Below are 24804 nucleotides of genomic sequence, written 5' to 3' on the forward strand. Positions count from 1 at the left end.
TTAACAACGTTTATGAAGATGAAAATTAAACTCTTTTCGGTAGCAGCCCTGAGCGTAATGCTGCTCCTGTCGCAACCCATGTTAGCCCAACAGTCGGCCAGTAACGCCATGATGAAGGCTATGCAGTCGGGCATGACCCAGATGATGAATATGAAAATGACGGGTGACCCCGACCATGATTTTGCCATGATGATGAAGATGCACCACCAGTCGGCTGTCGAAATGGCCGATATGGAGATCAAGCAGGGCAAAAACGCCCAGGTTATCGCCTTGGCAAGAAAGATCAAGGCAGCCAATCAAAAGGAAATCGCTGAACTCGCTCAGTTTATGCGTACCCACAAGCCACGGGCTGCTTCATCCAAATTAGGGCAACAAGCGATGAAGATCATGCACAGCGGCACCCACTCCATGAATGGTAACGTGGATCACGATTTTGCCAGCATGATGGCGCAACACCATCAGCAGGGTATCGATATGGCAACTGCTTTTTTGAAGGAAGCCAAGTCGGATACGATGAAAATGATGGCGCAAAGCATCATTAAAATGCAGACGAAAGAACGGGAGGAACTGAAAACGTTAGAAGCACGAGTAGCTTCCTGATAACCTGTTCGTACGGCATCGCCAGGGCGACACGGAGATCTGTGTCGCCCTTTTTGTGTGTTTTTAAACGTAAAATGTGCAACTGTGAAGGATTGACGTGGAACCCAAAGATTTTACATAAGTATAGTGAAATCTTGATGTGGTTCTCATCGTGACAACTCAACGTCTATGCGTCAAAATAAGATAATTTATTAGTAAATGTTAATCTGTGAACCAGCCCTGCTGTAACCAACTTCTATGAAAATCGATTGCGGCCCCTGTGTGATACGTTCCTGGCAATACGGTGACGAAGATCACCTGCCCCGTCATGCCAATAATCAGGCCGTATGGCTTACGCTTCGGGATAGCTTCCCCCATCCTTATACGATGGTAGATGCCCAGCGGTGGATTCAGTTCGTGGTCGATCCCGAACGGGAAACGGACTTTGCCATCGATGTGAATGGGGAAGCTGTTGGTAACATCGGGCTACGGATTGGCGAAGACGTTGAACAACACTCGGCTGAACTGTGGTACTGGCTGGGTCAGGCATACTGGGGGCGGGGTATCGTGTCGGCGGCTGTGAAAGCGATAACAGAGTATGCATTCGAACAAATGCGTCTGACCCGCCTATATGCCAAACCGATGGCCCACAACACAGCTTCCATCAAAGTGCTCGAAAAAGCAGGGTATCGGCAGGAGGGGCTGCTTCGCGGAAGTGTGGTGAAGAATGGAGTCCTGATCGACTCGTTTCTATACGCTTATTTAGTAAGCGACTGGTTGGCCGATACCACCGAATTGGTCTGAATAGCAAGTTGAGCAACAACGGTGTCCTCCCGTTAACATGAAGCTATGGAAAATATACCCGATCAAGTCCCACCTGTATTAGCAACGTCTGATTACCCCGCCGACAAAACGTTGATCGACCTGTTTGTTGAACAGGTTGCCCGAACCCCCGACTATGTCGCCGTTGTCTATGAAGGGGAAGTGCTGACCTATCGGGAGTTGGATAAACAAGCCAATCAGTTAGCCCACTACTTACTCAAAAAGGGCGTAGCTAACGAAACGCTCGTACCGATCTGTGTGGAGCGTTCGCTGGAGATGATTGTCGGTTTGCTGGGCATTCTCAAAGCGGGCGGTGCTTACGTACCCATTGATCCGGCGTACCCCACTGAACGCATTACCTATTTGTTGTCTGATTTGAACGCACCAGTGGTACTGACTGACCGTCATGCGCTGACTACGTTGACAACGTCTCTTACCGGAGGTCAGCTTGCGGACCGGGTCGTTATATGTCTCCACCGGGAGGCAACAGCGATTGGTCATGAGTCTGCCGAACCCCCATCCGTACCATTGACTCCCCGTCAGTTAGCGTACGTGATTTACACCTCTGGATCGACGGGGAGGCCAAAAGGCGTGATGATTGAACACGGCAATGTGGTCAGTTTGCTGAAAATGCACCCGTCCCGATTCGATTTTGGCGAACACGATGTCTGGACCATGTTTCACTCGTTCTGCTTCGACTTTTCGGTTTGGGAAATGTACGGGGCTTTGTTGTTCGGTGGGCGATTAGTGATCGTTCCAAAATCGGTTGCCAGAGACCCTCAGTTATTTACGGAGTTATTGGTTCAGCAGCGGGTTACCGTTCTGAATCAAACACCCTCGGCATTTTACGTGTTGCAGGAACACCTCCTCGCTCAAAACATGGACGTACCCATCCGCTACGTCATTTTTGGAGGGGAAGCCCTGCATCCGGCCACGCTTCGGGCCTGGCACCGACGGTTTCCGACCTGCCAGCTCATCAACATGTACGGCATCACCGAGACAACCGTACACGTCACGTATCTGCGGCTGGACGAGGTTCATCTGGCGCAAAACGGTAGTCTCATTGGCTGGCCGATTCCAACCCTGAAAACGTATGTGCTGGATGACCAGCAACTGCCGGTAGCCGCCGGTGAATCAGGCGAACTGTACGTGGGGGGCGCGGGCGTAGCGCGGGGCTATCTGAACCAGCCCGAACTCACCGAACAGCGTTTTATCCGCAACCCGCTTGCCCCCGGAAGTGGCCATCCCGACTCCGTTACGCCTGAGCTGTCCAACGCGCGGCTCTATCGGAGTGGTGATTTAGTTCGGCTCTTGATGGATGGCTCGCTTGAATACCTGGGCCGCATCGACCAGCAAGTCAAGATACGGGGATTTCGTATTGAGTTGGGCGAAATCGAGCAAACTCTGTTACAAGTTCCCCACCTGAAACAGGCGGTGGTGGTGGCCAAACGAGTTGGGGGAGCCGATCAGAGCCAGACCGACATCCGGCTGATTGCGTACGTAGTCCTGGATGTCCCCTTCGACAAAACAGCCCTGACGAATTTTCTGAGCGACCGATTGCCCGAATACATGGTTCCGACCATATGGGTTTCACTCGACCAGATTCCCCTAACGGCCAATGGCAAAGCAGACCGGCTGGCACTCCCCGACCCCCTATTGCAAGGGAAAACAGACAACCCTGTCAACGTCCCTGGCAACCCAACGGAGTTAGCCATAGCCGCCATCTGGCGCGAAGTTCTGGCTCTTGATCAGGTTGGGGTAATGGACAATTTCTTCGAGCTGGGTGGTAATTCGCTATTGGCTGCCCGGGCAACAAACGCCCTCAACCAGTTGGGAAACTATACGCTATCGGTAACGAAGTTATACCAGTTTCCAACGGTGCGTTTGCTGGCTCAATATCTGGGAAGTCGGAGCCGGCATACCCCCGACGAGATACCGATTCCATCCGAATCAACTCCTGCGAAGGATGTCGCCATTATCGGTATGGCGGGTCGTTTTCCGGGGGCCAATACCGTAGAAGCGTTGTGGGAGGTGTTACTGGCTGGCCGGGAGACAATTCGTTTCTTTGCTCAGGACGAACTGGATTCCTCGTTATCAGACGAACTGGTCAATGACCCGCAATACGTCCGAGCCAGGGGTATTCTGGAGCAGGCCGATAGGTTCGACCCCGGCTTTTTCGGCATCAGCCCTAAACTGGCGGAGGTCATGGACCCGCAACAGCGCGTGTTCCTGGAAATTGCCTGGGAAGCCCTCGAACAGGCAGGGTATCCTCCGCACATCTACGGTAAGCAGATTGGGGTTTGGGCCGGTTGTGGCAACAACACCTACTACCTCAACAACGTATTACCCCGCCACGATGTAGTCCGGCAGGTGGGCAGTTTTCAGGCGATGACGGTCAATGAAAAAGATTTCATTGCTTCGCGCACGGCCTACCAACTGAACCTGGGTGGACCGGCCGTCAGCGTCTATTCTGCCTGTTCAACCTCGCTTCTGGCCGTCACTCAGGCCGTTGACAGTATTCGGCTGGGGCATTGCGAACTGGCCCTGGCGGGCGGAGCCAGCGTTACGGCACCGATCTACAGTGGTCATCTGTATGAAGAGGGGGCCATGCTGAGTCGGGATGGACACTGCCGACCGTTCGACGCACAGGCCACCGGAACCGTTTTCAGTGACGGTGCAGGCGTGGTGTTGCTGAAAGCACGGGAGGCTGCTCAACGGGATGGTGACAGGATTTACGCGGTAATCAAAGGGGTTGGCGTTAACAACGACGGAAGCGGTAAAGGCAGTTTCACGGCTCCCAACGCCGAAGGGCAGGCCGGGGCGATTCGGGCGGCTCTGAACGATGCCCGAATCGATCCCGCGACAATTAGCTATGTGGAAGCCCACGGGACCGCTACTCCGCTGGGCGACCCAATCGAAGTGGAAGGCTTAACGATGGCGTTTGGCCCCGTACCGCGAAAGCAATTCTGCGCGTTAGGGTCAATAAAAAGCAATTTGGGACACCTGACGGCGGCAGCCGGGGTAGCCGGGTTAATCAAAACGGCTCTGTCCCTGTATCATCGGCAGCTACCCCCATCACCTGGGTATTCCACGCCTAACCCGGAGATCAAGTTCAGCGACAGTCCGTTCTACGTCAACCAAACCCGTTGCGCGTGGGAACAGCCGGGAACCGGCGAATCAGAACGTTGGCCGCGCCGCGCGGGGGTTAGTTCGTTTGGAGTGGGGGGTACGAACGTACACGTCGTGGTCGAAGAACACGATGGGTTGGGGATACCACAACGTCCTGAACCGTTGGGGCCGCGCCCGGCTCAATTAGTGATTTGGTCGGCCCGTTCCCGGCACAGCCTGACAACCTACGCTTCGCAGTTGAACGAGTACTTCCATCAGCATCCAGACCTTGCCCTTTCCGATGTGGCTTACACGCTCCAAAATCGGCAACCATCCTTCGCGCATCGTCGATTTGTGTTGGCAACGGATGAATCCGATGTTAGGCAGGCTCTGACAACGCCCGCCTTGCCGCAGACGATTTATTCACCAACGGAAGGAAGCCGTTTGGCGGCATCACCCGGCGAGCTGGTGTTTCTGTTTCCCGGACAGGGGGCGCAGTATATTAATATGGGCCGTACCCTGTATGAACAGGAACCCGTTTACCAGCAGGCCATTGACACCTGCGCCCAGTATCTGACGCATCATCTGGATATCGACATCCGCCAGGTTCTGTACCCCGACGATGCCCAGGCGGAGGCCATCGAACGACTCAAAGACACCCGTTACACCCAACCGGCACTCTTCGTTACCGAGTATGCCCTGGCACGGCTCTGGCAAAGCTGGGGTGTCCAGCCAACGGTGTTGTGCGGACACAGCATTGGCGAGTTCGTGGCGGCTCATCTGGCGGGAGTCTTCACCTTACCCGACGTGCTGAGTCTCGTGGCAACGCGCGGGCGGTTGATCAGCCAGTTACCGTCGGGTAGTATGTTGTCCGTGCGGCTGGAGCATACCCAGCTTTCGGCGATGTTACCCCCCGAACTCTCCGTAGCCGCCGTCAATAGCCGTCAGTTGAGTGTAGTTGCCGGCCCCAATGAAGCCGTTGCTGCGTTTGCCGGACAGCTAACCGAACGGGGCATCGCCAATCGCCTGCTGGAAACCAGCCATGCGTTTCACTCGGCCATGCTGGACTCCATACTGGCTGAGTTTGAAGCGAACGTGCGGCCTATTCCGCTGCAACGGCCCCAAAAACCGATTGTATCGACGGTCAGTGGTACCTGGCTGACGGATGCAGAAGCCACCAGCCCCGGTTACTGGGCAACCCATATGCGGGCTACTGTCCGTTTTGCCGATGCCTTAGAAACTCTGTTCACGTTGCCGAATCCGATTCTGCTGGAGGTCGGCCCCGGTAGCGTTACGTCAACCCTGGCCCGCCAACAAGCCGTACCCCGCCCGATTGAGATCGTGACAAGCTTAGACAAAGCTGGGCCACAGCAGGCTAAAGGCGGTCGGTCCGAAACGGAATCTGTGTTGAATGCGCTGGGGCAGGTATGGCTACGAGGCATCAACCCGGATTGGGCCGCTTTTCAGGCCGGGCGGGTGAATCAGAGAGTCGATCTACCTACCTATGCGTTCCATCGGTCGCGGTGCTGGCTGGACCCGCCCAAACAGGTAACCGAGGGCAGTCGATTGGAGGCAGACGGGCCAGAACCGACCGGGTTGGCTACCCCGCCATTACCTGTCTCTGTAAGCGAAGTTTTGGAAATCGATACGCCATTAATTGTCATCTCAACACCGATTATGCGGAAAGACTATTTAGGTACGCTCATCCAGACCCTGTTAAACGACACGGCAGGTATCCAGATAGCTCAGGAGGATACGAACCGAACATTCATTGAGCTGGGTCTTGACTCGCTGGCACTAACTCAGTTCTCGTACACTATACGTAAAAAGTTCGAGGTGCCAATTTCGTTCCGCCAACTCAACAGCACCTACACCTCCATTGAATCGGTCGCCCAGTTCTTAGACAGCGAACTGCCAGCCAGCGCATTTCAGCCCCCGGCCCCGGTAACGCCCCCTCCTCTGGCAACACCCTCCCCTCCGGCAACGCCCTCCGTCGTTCTACCGTCTGACCCGACTCCTCCGACACCCGTTCAACCTGCGCGGACCGTTGAGGCTCGCTCCGTTGCGAATCCTGCGCCAGCCAGATCAGCAGGCAACGATCCGGTCATGGATTTGTTCGAGGGGCAACTTCGGATCATGGCTGAACAATTAGCCGTGTTGCGGGGACAGAACTCTCCGGTCACACCCCGCTCCGTAGAACCAACAGGGTCTGAACTGATGCCCGCAACCAGCCCGAAGCCTGAACTGAAGCAATCGGTCCCGCTACCGAACGAAGAGTCGGTTTCCCGGCCTCCAGCTTCCCCGCCCGCCCCTCAACAGCCGTTCGGGGCGGGTGCCCGAATCGAGCGGCTCTCAACGGCTAACCCACGCTCGGCTTTGAGCGGTGAACAGCAGCAGTTGGTAGAGCGACTTACGGAACAGTACACCCGGAAGACTGCCGCGAGTAAACGCTACACCCAGGAAAATCGCCGTTGGATGGCCGATCCACGGGTCGTGACTGGTTTTAGACCAGTTACCAAGGAACTGGTGTATCCGATTGTCGTGGAGCGGTCGAAAGGCAGTCGGCTTTGGGACATTGACGGGAACGAATACATCGACGTGCTGAATGGCTTTGGGTCAACCCTGTTTGGCTACCAACCCGATTTGCTGACGAATGCTCTACGCGACCAATTAGAGAAGGGCTATGAACTGGGGCCTCAGCACCGGTTGTCGGGCGACGTAGCTCGCCTGGTTTGTGAATTTACGGGCTTTGACCGGGCGGCCCTGTGTAATACCGGATCAGAGGCCGTGCTGGGAGCCATACGGATGGCCCGAACGGTGACCGGACGTTCACTCATCGTCACGTTTGCCGGTTCCTATCACGGCATATTCGATGAGGTAATCAGTCGGCGGGGCAGCGGGAGCGGCCAATCTTATCCGGCGGCTCTCGGTATTCCGCCAGAAGCGGTGCAGAACGTCTTGATTTTGGAGTATGGCACGGACGAAAGTTTACAAATCATTCGGGAACGGGCATCCGAACTGGCCGCTGTTCTGGTGGAACCCGTGCAGAGTCGTCGGCCTGAGTTTCTGCCAATTGATTTTCTTAAGCAGGTTCGGGCCATTACCGGGGCTTCACAGACTGCGCTCATTTTTGATGAAGTAATCACGGGCTTCCGAATGCATCCGGGCGGGGCGCAGGCTCTGTTTGGTATCAGAGCCGATTTGGCTACCTATGGCAAAGTGATTGGTGGGGGGCTACCCATCGGTGTCGTCGCCGGTAAAACCCGATTTATGGATGCGTTGGATGGCGGCTATTGGCAGTATGGGGATGCTTCCTTCCCGGAGGCCGACATCACATTTTTTGCTGGTACGTTTGTCCGACATCCATTAGCCCTGGCGGCTGCCCATGCCTCACTTCTATACCTGCGCGAACAAGGCCCTGCGCTTCAGGAACGGTTGACGACCAAAGCCGAACGGCTGGCCGACACGCTGAATTTGGCCCTGGCGAAACAGCAACTCCCCATACTCATTGCACAGTTTGGTTCGCTCTGGAAGCTGAAATTCACCCAGGATGTCCCCTACGGCGAACTTCTGTTTACGCTTATGCGGGAAAAGGGAATTCATATCTGGGACGGTTTCCCCTGTTTTATGACGGAGGCCCATACGGAGGAGGACATTCAACAGATCATCTCAGCGTTCCTCGATAGTTTTGGGGAATTAGTGAACGCCCAATTTCTACAACCAAGGGGGCCGGAGATCCATGATCTGCTACAGGTATATAACCAGGCTGATAAGCCACCTATACCTAAAGCCAGACTGGGCCGTGACCAACAGGGTAATCCGGGCTGGTTTGTAACCGACCCGATTCAGCCGGGAAAATTTCGGCAACTCAATCTATCGGAATAGGTTGGTCTAATAGCCACTTGTCTAATCAGTAATCAATTCAACTCCATGAAAAATACTTCTCGCATCCTGCTGCTTGTCGTTCTTGCTCTGGCTTCCTGTAGTCGTCCTGTGGCGTATGTTCAACGGACACCCCTTACGCTGTATCCCGTACTCAGCACTCAGCCAATCGCCAAATCGTCGCTAAATCACGGCATCGCATTGGCGACAGGACCGATTACGACGACTGACTCGGCCACCACGCCCCCTGAACTTGTTGCTCACAACAGTAACAGGCTGGTCCTTGCAAATACGTTGAGTAAGCATACAGAGCGGGTTAAAATCTGGCTATCCTTAACACACGAAGCGACAAAGCACTCAGGAACCAATACCACTGCTCCGTCAAAACCGATGCATCGGGGCATTGTCCAAAAAATAGACCAAAAGAAAACCGGGCAGTTTGTACCCAGTACAATCAAGAAAGCACGGGCCAACTGGATCAAACTGATCGGGGGCGTTATTCTGTTAGTTGTTGGGGCAGTTATTATGGTGAGCGGCCCCGGTTCCATCTACTTTCTGGGCCTTGTGATCGCGTTATTTGGATTTGTCGGCATTATACTTGGGTTATTTGCGGAATAGCTACGGTGGGTTGCTCCTTTTGCCTTCCCCGGATTAGAAATTATACCCAAGCCCGCCTGCAAACGTCTTGTATCGGGTGTCATAATCACTGTGCAGGAACAGGTTTTTTGACACGGTGTATTGGAACTCGACGTGCGCCCGCACATAGCTGCCTACCAGCCATTGCGCCTGGTACTGGAAATCCAAACGGGGAAACAAACTCTGCTGCCCATTTACCTGGAAACGGACGTTACCGCGCGTGTCGAATTTAACCTCAGACTGAATCAGGAAAGGTAGCATATACCGAACACCCGCCACAGCCCGGATGATACGCCGATCAGTAGCAACCCCATCTTCGGGCCGAATCCGGCGCAGAAACTCCTCATTACCACCATCAACGCCGGCAAATACCCGGAACCAGTCACCGAAATAGCGTTCATAATCCAGATCGAACTCAAACCGGTTGGTTCGCCAGTCATGATCTCCCCCGGCTACTATCGCATTTTTGTTGTTGGAGACATTCAGGCTACCATAATTTATCGGATAACCGGGCTGGAGGAAGCCCCAGACAAAGGGTTGGTTGTCACGCATATCGCGCAAGTGCAATTTTTGAATGCTGGCAATGGATGAGTCAGGTTTATCGCCATAGCTGACTACACGGGCCATGCCACTGAGCATGTGATAGAGTAGGTGGCAGTGGAAAAACCAGTCTTTATCATCATCAGCCATAAACTCAATCGTGACACTCTCCATCGGCGATACGTTCACCGTATGTTTGAGCGGTGAATACTGCCCCTGTCCGTTGAGCACCCGGAAGTAATGACCGTGCAGGTGAATGGGGTGCATCATCATCGTATTATTCATAAGTCGCATCCGTACAATCTCACCCCGCCGAATCTCTATCATGTCGGCCCGCGAGAGCGGTTGGCCGTTGAAACCCCAGATGTAGCGAAACATATTCCCTGAAAGCGTCAATGGTATTTCCCGAATGGGACGATTTGCCGGAAACTCAATCGGTTCGGGAGACTTAAGGATACTGTAGTCAATAGTGTTCTGTTCGTCCATCATGCTCATACCGGCCATTCCTCCATAATCCATTCCCTGCATTCCGGCCATAGTACCGGCTTTGCTACGGCCCGACCGGTCCGTCGGCGCGGGTTCGGCCATATTCATTCGACTGTGATCCATCCCAGCCATGTCATCCGGCTTCTTGCTTTCTGTTTTCCTGACGGATACCGAATCCATATTCATTGCCATCTTACTGTGATCCATGCCCGGCATGGATGCATCATTCATCTGACCGTGATTCATGCCGGTCATGTCCATCTTGCCGTCTTTGGTCGTGTTCATGCCCGACATGTCCATCTTGCTATGGTCCATGCCAGCCATTGAACCAACTGATTTTGCTGGCTTAGTGGTCTTTTTTGCTGAGACCGGCTTCTTCACCGGGGGCTTTGCACCCATGTCCATTTTGCTATGGTCCATACCAGCCATTGAATCCTGCTTTTTCGGTTTGTCAGGCGTTGGCTTCTTTAGTTTAGCCCCTCCCATCGGCATCTGACTATGGTCCATGTTTTCCATAGCCGGAGCTTTAGTAGCTGGTTTCGATGGATTTACGGGTTGCGGATTCGACTGATGATTCATCCCGGCCATGTCGTGCATCATAGGGCCGTTCATATCCGTATTGGCCTGTTCAGTTGTGTCGGCTTTGCCCATATTCATCGTACCCATGCTCATTCCCCCCATCCGGCTCATATTGGCCGTGAGCTTGTACAAGTCAGGCCGTGGGACGGTTGGGGCATAACGGGCTGGGCCGGTACCCAGCAGCGCAGTTGCGTAGCCCGACCCGTCCTGGGCACTGGCTCGTACTTCAAACGCTCCACCCTGCGGAACGGTAATCAGAAAATCGTAGGTCTCGGCGATGGCAATCAGCCGCCGGTCAACGTCCACCGGCTGGACATCCAGACCATCAGCCGCAATAAGTTTCATGGGACCACCTCCGTAGTTGACGTGGAAATAGGTGGATGCGCTGGCGTTAATCACCCGCAGCCGTACTGTCTGCCCGGCTTTAATTTCCGGGTAGCGAACCGTGTCTTTGCCGTTGATTAGAAAACGCTCGTAATAAACGTCTGAAATGTCCATCGGGGCCATTTTCATCATCGACTGACGGAGGTAAGCTCCGACGGCTTTGTGCTGAATAATGCGGTTAAGTGATTGCATGTTCCCCTTTTTTATTGAGTACCACTCGTTACGTCGTTTCAGATTTTTGAGAATGTAAGCCGGATTCTCATTGGTCCAATCCGACAGTAAAAGCACCAGGTCATGATCAGCTTTGATCGTTGGCTTCTGGGGCTGAATAACAATAGAGCCATACACCCCAACCTGCTCCTGATAGCGGGTGTGGGAGTGAAACCAATACGTCCCCGACTGCACCAATGGGTACTCAAAGGTGTAGGTGTCGCCCGCATGAATCGGGGGTGTGTTCAGGTATGATACCCCGTCCTGTTTATTGGGAAGCAGGATACCGTGCCAGTGCAGGGAGGTTTCTGTTTTTAATTTATTGTGGACCCGGATGACAGCAACGTCGCCCTCCGTGAACCGCATCGTGGGTCCGGGAATCCCACCGTTGATGGTCATTGCTTTTTTAGGCTTGCCCGTCAGGTTCACTGTTTGCTCATCAATGACCAGATCGTAAGTTACCTTTTTTCCGGTCAGCTTCGTTTTCGCCAGAGCCTGGGGGCGCGTCACGGGCAGGGTTGTTTTGACCACCGGAAAACTTGATTTGTCAGGGTCGTTGCGCTGAGGAGCAGCCGCATTTGTAGCGGGCATCGTGTGTTGCTGGTGTTGCCCGAAACTATAGCTTACAACCAGTAACAGGTTGACTATCAGAAAAAAACTGTTTTTCATTGTGAAGAACACGATGTATGTGTTAGGCAATAACAAAAAAGGCGGCCCCCCTGGTTAGAGGAGCTGCTTGTAAGATTAAACCCTATTCTTGCGAAACTTTTGGCTACTGCCCGGAAGAGCCGCGATTTACCGATTCAGTTCCGCAATTTTGTCCTTCATCAGTTTGATCTCTTTCTTCTGCGCGGTAATGATGTCCTGTTGCAATTTTTGCAAGTCAGGATCGCTCAGTTTGGCTTCCTTAGCCATCAGTATGGCAGCGGCATGGTGCGGAATCATAGATTTGGCAAACTCTTTGTCGCCAACGGCTGTCTGGTAGCGAATAAGCGCAAAAAAACCGACCAACGCGATGCCACTAACTGCAATGATCAGCGCGTTCCGCTGTTTATTATCGTACATGGACGACATCAGCAGCACCTCGATAATGAGCATCGGCATGGTCATCAGCCCCGCCATATACAACTGATTCACGTTCGGAATCACGTTCGCCAACCGATCCACCATCGAGTACATGAGGATATACATGGAGATGAACGACAGAACAGCCATGATGGCTAACTTGCCATAATGGTTCTGATTGAGCATTGAATGGCCCTGATGCATAGACGGGGCAGGACCGGAATGTTGTTTGTGCGTTTCCATACGTTGATTTGTTGCGTACTACTACAACCATTATACCGCCTTACCGGATAGCAAGGCGGCTTGTAAGATTCGGGCATTCTCTTTACAAAACTTTTGGTAATCAGGACAGTCGGCGCGGGCTGCACCGCGTCGTCATGGCCGTTCAATCGGTTCGGCCCGGTACCCTGCCTGCTGCACCGCTTGCTGAATTTCTTCACCAATCCGGTTGTCCGTTGTCTGAACGGTCAGAATTTTATCTGGACTGGCGGTATCCACATTCCACCCGTCGACGTGAGCAATGCTTGGGATACCGTTTAGAAAGGGCGTAACAGCCGTCACGCAGCCGCTGCATTTGATGTTTGTTTTGAAATTCAAGGTTTCCATAGTGGTTGAGTTTTAGAGTTTTGCCGAGCGTAACCGTAAACTGTTGCTCACAACCGACACCGAACTGAGGGCCATCGCAGCCCCGGCAATCATTGGATTCAATAAGAAACCATTAACAGGATATAATAATCCGGCGGCAATGGGAATACCGATTAGGTTGTAAATAAACGCCCAGAACAGGTTTTGCCGGATGGCCTGCACCGTCTTCTTCGAGAGTTGCAACGCTTTGGGAACACTGTTGAGATCGGACGTGATCAGCGTCATTTTCGCTACGTCCATCGCAATATCTGAACCGCGCCCCATGGCAATACTTACGTCGGCCTGCGCCAGAGCCTGCGAGTCGTTGATGCCGTCACCAATCATGGCTACTACCTTACCCTGAGCCTGAAGCTCTTTCACAAACTGAGCCTTGTCAGCAGGCAGGGCTTCGGCCCGGTAATCGCTTACCCCTACTGCCTTCGCAACAGCTTGAGCCGTCTGTTGGTTATCGCCCGTCATCATATACACGGCAATGCCTCGTTTACGGAGAGTGTGGATGGCTTCGCGCGAGGTTTGCTTGACGGGGTCGGCTATCGCCAGCACGGCCAAAATTCGCGTATCGTCGATAAAATAAACGACTGTTTTTGCTTCGTCCTGCCAGCGGGTAGCCAACTGCTTAACGGTCGGCCCGATCAGAATTCCCCGCTTGGCTACCAAGCGGGCATTTCCAACCGCGTACTCGCTGGATTCCCACCGCCCCCGGACACCCTGCCCGGTCAAACTTTCAAAACTGTCCAGCGTGACTCCCTTGACGCGGCTCTGTTTTAACCGTTCGACCACTGCTTCGGCTAATGGGTGCTCTGACTGGGCTTCAAGCGCATATAACACCGCAGAGAGGCTGTTGGCTTCGGTATCGCTCACCTGCCAGGCCAACTCGGTAACGGTTGGTTTTCCTTCGGTAATCGTGCCGGTCTTGTCCAGAATGACGGCGTTTACTTTATAGCCAAGTTCCAGACTCTCCGCGTCTTTGATGAGAATATTATTATCGGCCCCCTTGCCCACACCGACCATAATGGCGGTGGGTGTAGCCAGCCCCAACGCACACGGACAGGCAATGACCAACACCGTTACGGAGGTCAGCAGGGCGTGGGTAAAGGCGTTTTCCCCGCCGAATATAATCCAGGCTGCAAAGGTCAACAGGGCGATACCGATGACAACCGGCACAAAAATACCGGCGATCTTGTCCACCAACTTCTGCACGGGGGCTTTGCTGCCCTGCGCTTCCTGCACCATGCGGATGATCTGCGCGAGGATCGTTTCACCGCCGACCTTATCGGCCCGGAATCGAAACGAACCTTTTTGATTAATCGTACCCGCAAAAACCGTTTCGCCCGCCTTTTTCTCAACGGGAACCGGCTCGCCCGAAATCATGCTTTCGTCCACATACGAACTTCCCGCTGTAACTGTACCATCGACGGGGATTTTCTCACCGGGTCGCACGACAATCAACTGCCCAACCTTAACCGCAGCAATGGGCACCTCCCGTTCGGCCTCATCCTCGATGACGCGGACGGTTTTGGGCTGAAGACCCATTAATTTCTTCAGGGCCGATGATGTATTCGACTTGGCCCGTTCTTCGAGCAATTTACCCAGCGAGATAAACGCAATCACAACCGCAGCCGCTTCAAAATACACGTGTGGGTGCAAACCCCGCCGATGCCAGAAATCAGGATTCAACGTGTTGAAGGCACTGAACAGAAACGCAATCCCGGTTGATAAAGCCACCAGGGTATCCATGTTGGCTTTGCCATGCCGCGCCTGTTTCCAGGCGTTAATGAAATACGAACGACCCAGCCAGAACACCACCGGAGCCGACAGGGCCATCATGATATAGTTGCCAAACGGCATATCCATGAAAAACATACCGATGATGACCACCGGAATCGATAAGATACCGGCCCAGATCGTGCGCTGCTTCACAGCCTCATAATGCCGCTGCTGGGCTTCCTGCTGCACCTGCTGTGGGTCTTCAACATCGACCACCAGATCGTAGCCAATCGACTGCACCGCCTGCTGCATTCCCGCCGGAGTAATGGCTTTAGGATTATACTCAACGGCCACTGACTGAGTGGCGTAGTTGACCACTGCTTTGGCTACGCCAGGCGTATTGTTGAGCATCGACTCGACACTGACGGCGCAGGCCGCACAGGTCATCTCCAGCACCGGAAAGCTCTGACGGACAATGGCTCCAGAGACCCTTACGGGTTTTTCTAACGTGGAACTTGCTGTATTCATCCGAATTAAAATGACTGATTTTATAGGGCAAAGGTCGTTGGTGCAGCCGCCGAATTCGTTACACAATTGCCTGCTATGCTTGTAATATTGTTCAGGCTGTATGCTGTTGAATAGCCTGTTTTTCCTGTCGGATCGTTCGGAAGTAGCTTGGCGAAAGACCCGTCAGCCGTTTGAACTGGTTGGATAAATGCGAGACGCTACTGAATCCGGTCTGATAGGCGATGTCAGTGAGTGGCAAATCGGTATAGACCAGCAATTCTTTTACTTTATCCAATCGCCGTTCAATCACGTACCGTTCGAGTGTCTGGCCTTCGCTGGACGAAAACAAGGCACTCAGCGCATCATAATTGGCATGGAATTCATTGGCGATCAACTCCGATAACCGCCCTCTTGGTTCGCCTGAATCATGCTGATCCAAGGTCTGCTCGATCAGGGCTTTCATGCGGTGAACAAGCGTAACCTTCGCATCGGTCAGCAACGAAAAACCTTCCTTTTCTAAGGTCTTTCGGATTAGTTCGATCTGCACCGGCGACAGACGACCCTGTAGCCGAACGTGTCCTAATCGCACCTCCGACACCGTAAACCCCAGCCGTTCCAAATCCTGCCGCACAACCTGAATGCAGCGGGTACATACCATTCCCCGGATGGCAAGGGGTGCTTCGTGGATAGTGGACTGTTGACCTGCCATGCTCATGCACAATTTGTTGACAACGGATTTAATAGTGTGAACAATTCTTAACCGAACAAAGCTATCTCGTCCTGCCCGGCTTTACTTGCAAGATTGTCCGGTAAATCTTACAGAATTTTTGGAAGTAGCTCACAATAAGCTATTCGCTAAACCACAGTAGATTTTTTAGGGTTCTTTGGAAGCATTATTTGTCAGAACCATGAAACATCAGCATCGGTATATGATTCACGGCCTATCGACGCCGGAGCAAGCTAATCAAGTTCAACAGGCCTTGCTGAGACACCCGGCTATACTGGCCGCTACCGTGACCGTTGAGTCTGCCGAGGTCGCTATCACCGTAGAAGAACACCCATCTATTGGGGAGCTACAAACCGTGGTCGATACAGTCGGCCAATTCCACCTGATGGAAATAAAGCAACCGGCACATCAACATCATCACGAAGCTGCCCCCCAGCCGCCCATGCCGGGGAAATCGTCTGCCGGAAAGCAGCCCCGGCAACACACGGATCACGACGGACACGAGGGGGGAGGCCACCCGGCCAATCATCAGGATAACACGGGTATGAATCAGGGAGTAATGGATCATAGCCGGATGGACCACAGTAAGATGGACCACAGCCAAATGAACTACAAAGGCATGGATCACAGCAAGATGGGGCATGGTGGCCATGACCACGGGGCGATGATCGCCGATTTTCTGCGTCGCTTCTGGATTTGTTTAGTTCTGTCGGTGCCCGTGGTCGCGTTGTCCATGATGTTTCAGGACCTGGTCGGTTACCACCTCGATTTTCCGTATCGGGAACCCCTCGTCGTCGTACTGGCCTCCGTCATTTACGTCTATGGTGGCTGGCCATTTCTGACCGGCATGATCGATGAGCTACGTATCCGGCAATCAGGTTCCCCTAGACCGGGCATGATGACCTTGGTGGCCGTTGCGATTACGGCGGCCTATGCCTACAGCGTAGCGGTGTCGTTCGGCTGGCTTCAGGGTATGGATTTTTTCTGGGAACTGGCAACCCTGATTGATATTATGCTCCTGGGTCATTACTTGGAGATGAAATCGGTTGCCGGGGCCTCGCGTTCGCTTGAACTGATCGTGCAAATGTTGCCCGCCGAGGCCCACAAAGTCGATGGCGATCAACTAACTGACGTTAAGGTTGACACGCTTACTGAAGGTGATCTGGTACTGATTCGGCCCGGCGAACGCATTCCGACGGATGGCGAGGTGGTCGAGGGAAACAGTGCCGTGAATGAAAGTATGCTGACGGGCGAAAGCGTGCCCGTTGAGAAAAAGCAACGCGATAGGGTGATTGCCGGGGCCGTGAATGGCGAGGGTTCGCTAAAAATTAAGGTTACGCATAAAGGCGAAGACAGCTACCTCAACAAAGTGGTGCGAATGGTGGAGGAGGCCCAAAACACTAAATCACAGACCCAAACGCTGGCTGACCGGGCGGCTGGCTGGCTGACGTTACTTTCACTGTCCGTCGGGCTTATCACATTGGTCGTTTGGCTGGTAGGTGGTAAAGAAGTCTCGTTTGCCGTTGAGCGGATGGTCACGGTTATGGTCACGGCCTGTCCGCACGCACTGGGGGTTGCTATTCCGCTGGTTGTTGCTATTTCAACGGCTATTTCGGCGCAGAAGGGCCTGCTGATTCGCAACCGCACGGCGTTTGAGGAAGCCCGCAAAATTACGGTGATGGTATTCGACAAAACGGGTACGCTCACCGAAGGCGAGTTTGGTGTAACACGGATTCAGTTGCTGAAGCCGGATGACGAAGCCAGTTTTCTGGGTAGGGTGGCGGCTCTGGAACAGCAGTCACAGCATCCCATTGCCCAGGGCATCGTTCGCGAAGCCAAGAAACGAAACCTTACGATGCCGACCATCACTAACTTTCAATCCATCACCGGCAAGGGCGTGTCAGCAACGGTAGATGGTCAGCGGGTGGTGGTGGTGAGTCCGGGCTACCTGAAAGAAAAAGGCATTGAACAACCCCACGATGCCTTTGCCAGTGGAGTCGAAACAGTCGTATTTGTGTTGATTAACGACCAATTAGCCGGGTATGTAGCCCTGGCCGACAAAATCCGGGAAGACTCAAAAGAGGCCGTACAGCGGTTGCAACAATCAGGTATTAAGGTGTATATGGCGACGGGCGACAATCAGAAAGTAGCCGATGCGGTGGCTAAAGAACTTGGCCTGGATGGTGTTTATGCCGAAGTATTGCCCGACCAAAAAGTGAACGTGGTTAAAGACTTACAAAAGCAAGGACAGTTTGTGGCGATGACCGGCGACGGGGTAAACGATGCGCCGGCCCTGGCGCAGGCCAACGTAGGTATTGCTGTTGGTTCCGGCACCGACGTGGCCGCCGAAACCGCTGACATTATCTTAGTGAACAGCCGCCCCACCGACATCACCAACTTAGTCGAGTTTGGTAAGGCTACGTACCGCAAGATGATTCAGAACCTTTTCTGGGCAACTGGCTACAACGTTGTCGCTATTCCCCTGGCGGCTGGGGTGCTGTACCCTAATTTCGTACTTAGTCCGGCTATTGGGGCCGTGCTGATGAGTGCCAGCACGGTCATCGTAGCTCTGAACGCGCAATTACTGAAGCGGAGTCTGCGTAGTAGCAACCCGTAGCCGTTATCGCCATTTGGGTTTAGTTATCACTGCGGAGATAATCCATGAGACCTGACGCACGTATTTCCAGACGGAGACATAGTTTTTTCCAGTGGGCGGTGTCCGTTTTGGTATCATAAACCGGATGGTCATCCCGAGCAAGCATTTCTGCGATTCGTGCATCAAAAACATCATCGGAAGCCGTGAGTAGCTCGTTCATACCAGTCAGAATTTTTAGTCAAATCTACGAGGTTTCGCCAATGACTACCTTGTAAGATTGTGTCGAAGAAGTTGTAAAATTCGGAAGTTCAGGCGTTTAACGGCGTACTGTATAGCCCCAGACAGCACGTCAAATCTCTTCTCTATTAACCATGTTTAGACATCTTCATCCGTTAAGCCCGCTGTTATTACTGTTTGGTATGTGGGCGTGTCAACCGCCGGATCAGGCGCAGGAATTGGTCAAAGAGGCTATTCAAGTACATGGGGATGCGGCATACAATAACAAGCGGATTGAATTTGATTTCCGTACCTATCTTCAGGAGTTTGAAACGACAGAAAAGAGAAGCTTAGCCCAATGGCCAAAAGCAGTGAATTCACTTGTTTAGTACCAGGACGAAAAGGGTATCGAAGCTGCCCCGCGTAGGTACTTGGGAAATCAGGTTCTTCAGCGATGCCGATCTGCCCGATCTGTTCAGCCTGGCTTGGTGCGTCGTAATACGTGCCGAAGAGCTTATCCCAGATAACCAGCCAGGCCCCGTAGTTGACCTGAGCGTCTTTGTAGTCGGCCCGGTGATGCCAGCGGTGCAGTTCGGCCACGCTGAACAGGTGTTTCAGCCAACCGGCCCGGTAGTCAATGTTGGCGTGTTGCAGCATCATGTTGACGGTAAGCGCGGCCAGCGCTCCCGCGATGACCGACATAGGTGCCCCGATCAGCACACACAGGGTGATACCCGGCAACCCTTCCAGCACCTGATGAATCGGATGTCGTTTGTCGCCGTTAAGCCAGTAAAGCCGTTCGGAACTGTGGTGAATGGCGTGCAGCTTCCACAGCCACTCGTAACGGTGACTGAGCGCGTGAACGGCGAACAGAAAGAAGTCGATGAGGGTTAGGGCGAGCAGCACTTGCGCCCATAACGGCCAGTAGGTTGGAAAAATAGCCCACAAAATTAGCGACTGCCCCAGCCAGAGAATCATCAATTGGGCCACCACTTTTATGCCATAATTGACTACGTAGTGAACCGTATCGAGATTCAAGTCGCCGTGTTTAGTGCGTAACCAGTCGGTTTCGTAGGGTAATGCCCGTTCCAGCAGCAACACCACAACGGCGGCTCCGGCAATGACGGACAGCGTAGCCAGATAGGTATTGACACCAGCCGCCAGCAGCGAGACAATCAGCAGGAAGGAGCCTGCCCAGATAACCGGATAGAGTAGGTAGCGGAGTAGCGTGATGCGTTTGTTCATGCTTGTATTTGATAAATGACCGCTACAAAGCTCACCATTCCGCCACGGGCAGACTTGAATAAACCGGCTATTTTAGCAGTACGTCGGAGGGGCGGATGCCGAACATCTCGGAAAAGGTGCGACTAAAGTGGGCTGAATCGGCAAAGCCCCCACTGTGGGCAGCCCCGGTTAAATTTTGTCCCTGCAATACGTGCTTTACGCTGACTTGTAGTCGACTCCAAAGAATGTACTTCCGAATGGGAATACCAACCTGTTCTTTAAACAGGTGCATCAATCGTCCCTCCGACAGGCACGCAATCTCCGTCAGTTGCCCAAGTGGCAACGGATCATCAATGTGAGTTTTTACGTAGTCCAGCACCGAGTCAATTCGCTCATCGACGTTAACGGCCAAAGCTGGTACAACATCCGGCATCAGCCGACGGATCAACCGACCAAAAAGGAGGGTCAATTCTCCGGTTGTCGCGGCTTCGGCAACGGGTAAATCAGCCACAAGTTCATCCGACAGACTCAACACGGGTTGTCCATTAAGGCATTGGGCCAGGTTCCACCCTAAGCGGCTCTCCGGCTCCACATAAACAAACCATTGCCAGCCATTGCCAACGAATCTGTGTGGAACATCGGCTCCCAATAGCGCAACCCGCCCCCGGTGCAGCCGCTCAGAGCCATTCCAGAACTCACAGGGTCCTTCACTGATAACCATTTCAACGGCGTGGTGATGATGCTGGCTGACCGAACGTAAATTTCCTCGGTAGAAAGCAAAGCCGTTGTGCAAGTATAGTAATGGAGTTTTATTCACATTGTTGTGCTATATATGAAGGCATACGCTTGCATGGGCTTACTTTAAATCTGTTTCAACGTATCTTTTAATGGTGTTTGTAGAAGCCCACTCCTTTTATATCATTCCAGGCAGTAGTCTGGTGGCAGACGTAGCACTGGTTAACCTGAACTCCCTCGCAGCAACCGCCAGTCTGTATACTACCTTGCGAAGCAACTTTCTTAGATACCATCTCAAAATGACCCATGTAATGGCTGGGCGGAGCCTGATGACACTGAGCGCAATCCGTAGAGCGAACAGAGGGGTGCTGAAATGCCGGTATAGTCCATTGAGTAGTAGCATGACAGGTCGCACAATCCGTTCCGAACAGTCCAAAATGGGGGTCTTTGGAGCTATGGCAACCCGAACAATTAAGTTCCGCTTCGAGCGAGGAAACGAGCGGGTGGCCCGTAGGAAGGTCAGCGTTGGCTGTCAATTTTAAGCGCGACCTTAGCTCGGGCAGTAATCGAACTCCTATCTGAGCCAGTGCCTGATGATTCATGGTTCGCAAATCAGCGTTCGGTCCCTGATGTTCAATATGGCAGGCAGAACATTTGCCGATATTGGCGTGAAAAGCTGTAGGCTGACGGCCCAATAACGCTTTATCCGCAGCGTGGCAACCAATGCATTTAGTTTCATCAACACCTTTCACGCCTGTATGACAAGATGCGCAATTGTCCTTCATTGAAGCATGGGCCAGTGATAGTTGACCCGGCATGACCTGGTTTTGCCACTGAACCGGGCTATCTTCCGGATACTGAAGGGTATAATAAACCGACCCGCCGAAAACCAGCAGGGATACTCCAAAAGCCCAGTACGTTAATTGCCGTTGAACCATCGCAAACCAAAATAGATGGAGGACCAAATGTGCAAAAAAAGCAGTCCATAGAACGCGCAGGAGGTAACAATATGCAACACCAGCCAACGCGCCACGCGTCGTTTCAGGAGGTCATGCGTTCGAATGGCGTATTCCACATCAGCGATGGATTCGGTTAACCGAACGGCCCGTACCGCCAGTGGTGTATCACTGGAAAGTACGGCAGGTGTCGTCCCCCATACGCTGTTTAAAACACGACCCATCAACGAGTGAGTGGCCGCGTACTGAAAATCAGATTCCGGTTGTTGACCGCCCCCGCTGACCAACTGGTTATACTGAGTAGCCAATTGATTAAGTAGGGTCTGTTTTTCATGGAGTTCCATAGATGCATAACCTAAGAAGTACCGTCCGATAAATCCGCTCAGGATTGTGAGCAGCATCATGGCTGTCAATACGATACCTAATGTACTTTCAAAGCGGTGACCTGTATGCAGTATAGCCAGTATCGCCCCAATGATACTGGTATAGATATGCCAACTGAGCAACGTTCCTAACGGTATATGACGGGTAAGCAACGGCTTCAGGTAAGCACTTCGTTTAGCGACTGAGTAAACGAGCGGAGGCAGCACCATTAACACAGTTCCGGTTACGGCCAGCAATCCCCCCGTCAGGCTACCGGGAAAGCGCGGTGAACGATGGACCAAAAATCCCAGCCATAAGGCAAGTTGTAGCACTAGTAAACTCCTGATTATTTTTCGTTCGCTTTGCATGATTCTACGCATCAACGGCCACCGGACCGGTTGCTTTAGCCTGGCAAGCCAGAATGATATGTCGCGCCCGGTCATCATCATCTAAGGCGTCTTCAACGGCCATCGCTACCGATCCCGTAAGCAGTTTCGTTTTACAAATGCCGCATGTACCGACCCGACAGGAGTAATCAATATTGACACCAACTTCCTCTGACGCTTCCAGAATCGACTTGTTGGGAGTTAGCAGGGCCGTTTTGTTGGATTTTACGAACGTAACAACCGTAGCCGTATCGGTCAAAGTTGTTGCCACCAACGGTGGTACGGGCGTTTTTGAGGGAGGGGCCGGAGCCGGAAATAATTCGACCCGTACATTCTCTTTCGGCACGTTCAACTCGCTAAGCATCTGCTTAACGGCATCAATCATGGGGGCAGGCCCGCAGATATGAACGCGACGGGAAGTAATGTCTGGTACGCGGGCATTCAGCACTTCCTTCGTGATACGTCCTAAAAGATAAATACCCTCGGCTGGGCTGTTTTCCTGGCTTAACGAAATGGTAACGTGCAGATTCGGGTACCTTTTTTGTAGGTACTCCAGTTCCTCCCGGAAGATAATGCTGCCTTGGTCTTTGCAACTAAAAAGCAGAAAAATGTCTTTTTTCCAGGACCGATCTGTTAAATACCGGACAACGCTCATCATGGGCGTGATGCCCACTCCCCCGGCAATGAGCACAACACTTTCCGCATCGGCTTCGGTGAAGGTAAATTTACCCGACGGGCCAGTGAACTGTAGTAAGGCACCCTCTTTAACCTGGGTATGCAGGAAATGAGAAACTACCCCCTGCGGCTCGTGTTTCACGGTGATTTCGCAGAAATCCCGGTGCGTCGGCGACGAGGCAATCGTATAGGACCGCCTCACGGGCACCCCGGCCTGCTCAATTGTAACGGTAATAAATTGGCCTGGCAAGTAGTTAAAGGGAAGTTTACCGCCGGTAGGGTCTGCCAGACGAAATGTTTTGACGTTGGGCGTTTCGTCAAATATTTCGGTCACCAGCAACGTACCGGACCATGAATTAGGTTTAGAAGGCGCAATGTCAGGGTTAACGGCTGAAATGGGAGTTAGTAAGGCCGTTGTAGTTGGTAGGGCATCTGATGCCGGTGCGGGGGTTTCCGGCGAAATACCGGCCAGTTTCGCTACGAGCGCGTTGGCTCGCTTCATTTTCTGAACATACAGGCCCACCACCGCTACGACAAATAGGGCCATTGATAACATGGTGATGTAATGAAACCACGATAGTCCAAAGAACCCATGCGGTTGTTCAGTGGATTCCACGGGCAGCAGGTTCATCTGCTGTTTAAACCACGATAGGGCTGTTACGCGGGGGTCAGTTCCTTCGGCCAGCGTGCGCTGGACGGCTAATCCGCTTTTAAGCAGGGATTGTCCCTGATGGATCTGCTCCATGGCCGTCTGAGCGGTTACCTGATCCTGCTCTTGGGTCGCTGACTTCAGGGCTTGCAGGCCCGACGTTAAGAGGCTATTGCCATTACGGATGCGTTCGTTGGCTAATTGCCCAAGAGCATCGCGTTGGGCAGGATCGAGTGGTGCCTGCATCAGTGATGGAAAGAGTTCTTTCGGGGGCGACTTTCCCATCTCCATCATGTCCCCCATCTCAGTCTCCATCCCCCCTTTCAGTCCGCCCCCCATGCCACCCGCCATTTTTCCACCAGCAGTGTCGGGGGTTGGGTTTGTACCCATCGACATGGGTTGGGCCGATGGCATGGAAGCCTGCTGGGGGTGGTGCTTCTGATGATCGCTTTGAGCCCAGGCTCCCCAGCTAATCAACAGCAACGTACAGACTCCGCCCACGGTATAGGGCTTACATATCGTCTTTGTCATCATCCATCATCGGGGGGTCTTTCGGCATGGGGTTTTTGGCAGCTTTTTTCATTTGGGTGGCCCCCTTGCTCATCATACCCATGCCTTTGTCTATCATACCCATACCTTTGCTCATAGTGGGTTGGTTCATAGACCCCATACCTTTGGCAGCGGTGTCTTTCCCCATCGTCATCACGTCCATGCCCTGGCTCATCATGCTCATTCCCTGGCCCATAGCATCCATATCATCGGCCATCGGCTGACTCGATGCTGTGGCCGACGATTTACCCATCATTTCTTTGCCCATTGCAATCATGTCCATGCCTTCATCTATCAGTTTAATACCCCGCTCCATCACAGATTTGTCATCGGCCATCTGTCCCTGATGCATCAGGTCATTGCCGGATTTGACCATATCCATGCCCCGGTGAATCATGTTCATGCCCGAATCATCGTCATGCACTACACGGTCCGTTGAAGTAGTAGCCGTCTGGGTGTCGTTGACGGATTTATTTTTGTCACGACATCCTGTAAAAGTGGCCGCACCGAGCAGCATCACAAACAGGTACTTAATCATTGCTTTCATGATAAATAGAACGTTTAGTCAATGTTCCGAA

General features: G+C 52.9%; 16 protein-coding genes. 5 read left to right on the forward strand and 11 right to left on the reverse strand.

What is annotated here, in order from left to right; all coding sequences use genetic code 11:
• The first annotated feature begins 12 nt into the window (after positions 1-12).
• The 4 genes from FBR45_RS24820 (at position 13) to FBR45_RS24835 (ending at position 9009) form a co-directional block, all read left to right on the forward strand.
• Positions 13-600 (forward strand): DUF305 domain-containing protein, encoded by a 588-nt coding sequence (locus FBR45_RS24820; RefSeq protein WP_246082381.1) that lies wholly within the window; start codon positions 13-15, stop codon positions 598-600.
• Positions 601-837: 237 nt separating this feature from the next.
• Positions 838-1383, forward strand: a complete 546-nt coding sequence (locus FBR45_RS24825; protein ID WP_138507178.1) for a GNAT family N-acetyltransferase — start codon at positions 838-840, stop codon at positions 1381-1383.
• Positions 1384-1428: 45 nt separating this feature from the next.
• A complete protein-coding gene (locus FBR45_RS24830) occupies positions 1429-8394 on the forward strand; it encodes a polyketide synthase (RefSeq protein WP_138507179.1) in 6966 nt (2321 codons plus the stop codon).
• Positions 8395-8439: 45 nt separating this feature from the next.
• Entirely contained in the window at positions 8440-9009 is a 570-nt protein-coding gene (locus tag FBR45_RS24835; protein WP_138507180.1) for a hypothetical protein, read from the forward strand.
• Positions 9010-9042: 33 nt separating this feature from the next.
• Here the strand turns inward: FBR45_RS24835 and FBR45_RS24840 are convergent, their stop codons facing one another.
• The 5 genes from FBR45_RS24840 to FBR45_RS24860 form a co-directional block, all read right to left on the reverse strand.
• Positions 9043-11895: a multicopper oxidase domain-containing protein gene (locus FBR45_RS24840; protein WP_138507181.1), complete on the reverse strand. Its 2853-nt coding sequence runs from the start codon at positions 11893-11895 to the stop codon at positions 9043-9045.
• Between the two features lie 126 nt (positions 11896-12021).
• On the reverse strand, positions 12022-12534 hold the full coding sequence (locus FBR45_RS24845; RefSeq protein WP_138507182.1) for a DUF305 domain-containing protein: 513 nt from the start codon (positions 12532-12534) through the stop codon (positions 12022-12024).
• A 132-nt stretch (positions 12535-12666) separates the two neighbouring features.
• Positions 12667-12897 (reverse strand): heavy-metal-associated domain-containing protein, encoded by a 231-nt coding sequence (locus FBR45_RS24850; RefSeq protein ID WP_138507183.1) that lies wholly within the window; start codon positions 12895-12897, stop codon positions 12667-12669.
• 12 nt (positions 12898-12909) lie between these two features.
• Positions 12910-15171 carry a heavy metal translocating P-type ATPase gene (locus FBR45_RS24855; protein ID WP_138507184.1) on the reverse strand — a complete coding sequence of 754 codons (2262 nt, stop codon included), beginning with the start codon at positions 15169-15171 and terminating at the stop codon, positions 12910-12912.
• Between the two features lie 91 nt (positions 15172-15262).
• Positions 15263-15859: an AraC family transcriptional regulator gene (locus FBR45_RS24860; RefSeq protein ID WP_171044959.1), complete on the reverse strand. Its 597-nt coding sequence runs from the start codon at positions 15857-15859 to the stop codon at positions 15263-15265.
• A gap of 460 nt (positions 15860-16319) precedes the next feature.
• On the opposite strand from FBR45_RS24860, the gene FBR45_RS24865 reads away from it, so the two are divergent.
• On the forward strand, positions 16320-18494 hold the full coding sequence (locus tag FBR45_RS24865; RefSeq protein ID WP_138507218.1) for a heavy metal translocating P-type ATPase: 2175 nt from the start codon (positions 16320-16322) through the stop codon (positions 18492-18494).
• Between the two features lie 19 nt (positions 18495-18513).
• Here the strand turns inward: FBR45_RS24865 and FBR45_RS24870 are convergent, their stop codons facing one another.
• The 6 genes from FBR45_RS24870 to FBR45_RS24900 form a co-directional block, all read right to left on the reverse strand.
• On the reverse strand, positions 18514-18693 hold the full coding sequence (locus FBR45_RS24870) for a hypothetical protein (protein WP_138507186.1): 180 nt from the start codon (positions 18691-18693) through the stop codon (positions 18514-18516).
• 248 nt (positions 18694-18941) lie between these two features.
• Positions 18942-19934, reverse strand: coding sequence for a sterol desaturase family protein (locus tag FBR45_RS24875; RefSeq protein WP_246082382.1), 993 nt, complete (start codon positions 19932-19934; stop codon positions 18942-18944).
• A 67-nt stretch (positions 19935-20001) separates the two neighbouring features.
• On the reverse strand, positions 20002-20730 hold the full coding sequence (locus FBR45_RS24880; RefSeq protein ID WP_138507187.1) for a helix-turn-helix domain-containing protein: 729 nt from the start codon (positions 20728-20730) through the stop codon (positions 20002-20004).
• Between the two features lie 837 nt (positions 20731-21567).
• Positions 21568-22335, reverse strand: a complete 768-nt coding sequence (locus FBR45_RS24890; protein WP_138507188.1) for a hypothetical protein — start codon at positions 22333-22335, stop codon at positions 21568-21570.
• Positions 22336-22339: 4 nt separating this feature from the next.
• Complete coding sequence (locus FBR45_RS24895; protein WP_138507189.1) at positions 22340-24208, reverse strand: FAD-binding oxidoreductase; 1869 nt, start codon at positions 24206-24208, stop codon at positions 22340-22342.
• Positions 24189-24773 (reverse strand): hypothetical protein, encoded by a 585-nt coding sequence (locus FBR45_RS24900; RefSeq protein WP_138507190.1) that lies wholly within the window; start codon positions 24771-24773, stop codon positions 24189-24191. Before FBR45_RS24900 ends, FBR45_RS24895 begins: the two co-directional genes overlap by 20 nt.
• Positions 24774-24804: the final 31 nt, after the last annotated feature.

This window comes from Spirosoma lacussanchae (assembly GCF_005870035.1).
GTDB classification, from domain to species: Bacteria; Bacteroidota; Bacteroidia; order Cytophagales; family Spirosomataceae; genus Spirosoma; species Spirosoma lacussanchae.

What these genes read in the sequence shown, in the direction of transcription:
- FBR45_RS24840 (WP_138507181.1), bottom strand. Translation starts at nt 11,895, where the DNA reads ATGAAAAACAGTTTTTTTCTGATAGTCAACCTGTTACTGGTTGTAAGC.
- FBR45_RS24820 (WP_246082381.1), top strand. Translation starts at nt 13, where the DNA reads ATGAAGATGAAAATTAAACTCTTTTCGGTAGCAGCCCTGAGCGTAATG.
- FBR45_RS24850 (WP_138507183.1), bottom strand. Translation starts at nt 12,897, where the DNA reads ATGGAAACCTTGAATTTCAAAACAAACATCAAATGCAGCGGCTGCGTG.
- FBR45_RS24845 (WP_138507182.1), bottom strand. Translation starts at nt 12,534, where the DNA reads ATGGAAACGCACAAACAACATTCCGGTCCTGCCCCGTCTATGCATCAG.
- FBR45_RS24860 (WP_171044959.1), bottom strand. Translation starts at nt 15,859, where the DNA reads ATGGCAGGTCAACAGTCCACTATCCACGAAGCACCCCTTGCCATCCGG.
- FBR45_RS24900 (WP_138507190.1), bottom strand. Translation starts at nt 24,773, where the DNA reads ATGAAAGCAATGATTAAGTACCTGTTTGTGATGCTGCTCGGTGCGGCC.
- FBR45_RS24875 (WP_246082382.1), bottom strand. Translation starts at nt 19,934, where the DNA reads ATGAACAAACGCATCACGCTACTCCGCTACCTACTCTATCCGGTTATC.
- FBR45_RS24835 (WP_138507180.1), top strand. Translation starts at nt 8,440, where the DNA reads ATGAAAAATACTTCTCGCATCCTGCTGCTTGTCGTTCTTGCTCTGGCT.
- FBR45_RS24890 (WP_138507188.1), bottom strand. Translation starts at nt 22,335, where the DNA reads ATGCAAAGCGAACGAAAAATAATCAGGAGTTTACTAGTGCTACAACTT.
- FBR45_RS24830 (WP_138507179.1), top strand. Translation starts at nt 1,429, where the DNA reads ATGGAAAATATACCCGATCAAGTCCCACCTGTATTAGCAACGTCTGAT.
- FBR45_RS24825 (WP_138507178.1), top strand. Translation starts at nt 838, where the DNA reads ATGAAAATCGATTGCGGCCCCTGTGTGATACGTTCCTGGCAATACGGT.
- FBR45_RS24865 (WP_138507218.1), top strand. Translation starts at nt 16,320, where the DNA reads ATGCCGGGGAAATCGTCTGCCGGAAAGCAGCCCCGGCAACACACGGAT.
- FBR45_RS24870 (WP_138507186.1), bottom strand. Translation starts at nt 18,693, where the DNA reads ATGAACGAGCTACTCACGGCTTCCGATGATGTTTTTGATGCACGAATC.
- FBR45_RS24895 (WP_138507189.1), bottom strand. Translation starts at nt 24,208, where the DNA reads ATGACAAAGACGATATGTAAGCCCTATACCGTGGGCGGAGTCTGTACG.
- FBR45_RS24855 (WP_138507184.1), bottom strand. Translation starts at nt 15,171, where the DNA reads ATGAATACAGCAAGTTCCACGTTAGAAAAACCCGTAAGGGTCTCTGGA.